We start from the raw sequence: 2,659 nt of genomic DNA, 5'->3' as shown, positions 1-2,659 counted from the left end.
GGGCGGTCGGGTAGCCCTGGTGCATTGCTGCACCAGGGCCCCCTCAGAACCGGGCGTGCGAGTCGTCCTCGCACCCGGCTCAAGCAAGCCGCGAGGGCGGTGTGGTAGGCAGAAGTGCTGGTTGGCTGCCTGGGCCGGATGGGAGCCGGCGTCGGCAGTGGGTGTGTATGAGGCGAATCCGGTCCTTGTCCGACGTGCCGGCCCGTCCGGTGGTGGCGGTCTCCAGGGCTTGCTTGGTGATCGCCTTGCGGACGGTTTTGTGCCATTGCTCCCACTCGTGTGGGTGCGATGGTTCGTTGTCGGCGTGCAGGAGGTGGTCTCCGCAGAGCGGGCAGCGTGCGGCTTGTTTACGGAGTAGTCGCACGATGTGGTCGCTGAGCGGGGGCGTGTGCCTGCGCCGCCGTCTGGCCCAGTAGTCAGCCAGCGTGGGATCGTCGGGAGACGCCCTGCCGGTGACCAGCTGGTGCCGGACTATCTTGGTCCAGGCGAATTTCTGCAGGTAGGCGCCGCTGTCGCGGTCGCCGAAGACCCACATGTCGCCTCGGGCGGGGTGGAACCGGCCGAAGTAGCGAGCGGCGATCCACTTCCTCGGTTTGGTGCGGTGACGGCGGATGGCCCACTTGTAGGCGAGCTTCCACACGTAGTCGTCCAGCGCGTTGAACGTGGCGCTGGAGACCGCCGTCCGGTAGTAGGAGGCCCATCCGGAGATGATCGGATTGAGCTTCCAGATCAGCGCTGATGCCGAGGTGCCGCGCATCGCGTGGAACACCTCGCGTAACCGGCTCCTGATCCGCCGGACGGCCGCCGCACTGGGTTTGATGATCAGCTTCCCGTTGGGGTAGCGGCGAATGTTGAACCCAAGGAAGTCGAACCCTTGGCAGGCATGGACGATCCTCGTCTTGTCCTCGTTCAGGGCAAGTCCCCGGGCCTTCAGCCACTGGGACAGCTGTGCCGTGACCTTCGCGGCCTGCTCCTGGCTGTGGCAGGCAACGATGAAGTCGTCGGCGTATCGGCATAACACCGGGGTCCCGTCCACGGTCCAGCCCGCCTCCGAGCCGTGGGTGTAGTAGCGGACTCCGGCGGCCTCTTCCAGCCCGTGCAGGGCGACGTTCATCAATACGGGGCTGATCACCCCGCCTTGCGGGCTGCCCTCCTGGGTGGGGGCAAAGCCCGTACCGGCCTCGATCACTCCAGCTCGCAGCCAGCCCTGAACCAGGTCCCGCGCGGGGAAGGAGCCCAGGGCCGTCATCAGCTGGCTGTGATCGATCCGGTCGAACGCCGCCGTCAGATCCGCGTCCAGGATCCACAACCGCTTGGCGTTCTTGCCGCTCAGCGCGTTGAAGACCGCCTCGATCGCGTCGTGACAGCCGCGGCCCGGCCGAAACCCATACGAGCGGGCCTCGAAGCGGGCCTCCCATTCGGCCTCCAGCGCGTTCTTCGCCCGGGCCTGCAACACCCGATCGAAGATCACTGGAATGCCGAGCGGCCGTCTCTTGATCGTCGTACCGGCTTTCGGAATGTATACCCGCCGCACCGGCAGGGGCGTCCAGGACCTAGCCTCGCGTTGCACGCGCGCGATCAGTTCCGTCCTGGCCTGGTCGGTGAGCGCCACCTCACCATCCACCCCCGGCGTGCGGCGGCCAGCGTTGACCTCCGTCACCCGCTCCACGCTGACCAGCGTGTTGCTGTGACTGCGGAGCATCAGCTTCTGCAAATTACGGACCCTCTTCAGGTCCCCTTCCCACGCCGCCTTGAAGATCCTCTGCCTGAGCCGCCGTACGTTCTCCCGAGCCTGACCCATCCCGACACCGCGTGCCCGGCTGAGCCCGTCCCAAGAGGCGTCCGAGAGTCCGTTCACCATGACAGCATCGGCCGCACCATCGGCAGCGGCGGGCACCTTCATCATGGCGTCCAACTTGTCCCTCGGTTTCAGCGTCCATGACCGACGATGTCCATCGGCTCACCTGCCCACGTCAGCAACCTCCTCCAGGAGGCCCGGCACCGGGCTGGTGCCGGTATCCGGCCACTTATCCCCAAGGTCACGGCAGGAGAGCGCCGCTTGATCGACCTGCGGTTTCGTGTCGCCTTTCGGCCACCGGCATTCTGCTTCTTGGGCATCCTTGTCCCGGCCGGGCATCGGCTTCCCTCACGAGTCGCCTACCACGCCACCACACGTGACGGCGCGGACCCCTGCCGGGGTTTCCACGTTCCACTTGCGCGAGATACGGCCGGGTTGGGTGCCCCCTCTACTCCGGGGCGGTGGTGCTCACGCAACCGGCCAGCACCCACCGGTTGCCACCTGCCGCTTCCCAGCGGCCAGCCCTCAACCCCAGTCCTGCCTTCCATCATCCGGGGCTTCGCGTGACGAAGCGTTCAGGGATTCACTCGCGTTCACCCGTCCGGCCTTCCCCTCACCTGTAACTCCCGGATGGAATCGGGAATCCTTGGGCTCTGCCTCGGGCTTCGGACCCCGCCGTTACCAGCGACGCCCGCCAAGGCGGGGACGGGCCACAGAGCACAGACCCGGGACTACACCATCGACAACAACTCGTCGATCCTCCAATCTGCGAGTCCACTCGCAACAAGCGACCTCGTGTCGCACGCGCTGGCCGCGACCGGCCGAAGAGCCGCAGCGCGGCCAGCGACCGCCCGACGCGCG

General features: G+C 66.9%; 1 protein-coding gene. It reads right to left on the bottom strand.

Annotated features, from left to right (window positions below; translation table 11 throughout):
* Positions 1 to 79: 79 nt before the first annotated feature.
* Complete coding sequence (gene ltrA, locus AB0C16_RS39845) at positions 80 to 1,903, bottom strand: group II intron reverse transcriptase/maturase (protein WP_357691313.1); 1,824 nt, start codon at positions 1,901 to 1,903, stop codon at positions 80 to 82.
* Positions 1,904 to 2,659 lie beyond the last annotated feature (756 nt).

It is taken from the genome of Nonomuraea sp. NPDC048916 (assembly GCF_040649575.1).
Classification (GTDB): Bacteria; Actinomycetota; Actinomycetes; order Streptosporangiales; family Streptosporangiaceae; genus Nonomuraea.
The sequence above is the reverse complement of the archived record's forward strand: the minus strand, read 5'-3'. Positions and strand labels throughout refer to the sequence as shown.

Coding starts and splice junctions, on each gene's coding strand:
- ltrA (WP_357691313.1), bottom strand. CDS start 1,903: ATGAAGGTGCCCGCCGCTGCCGATGGTGCGGCCGATGCTGTCATGGTG.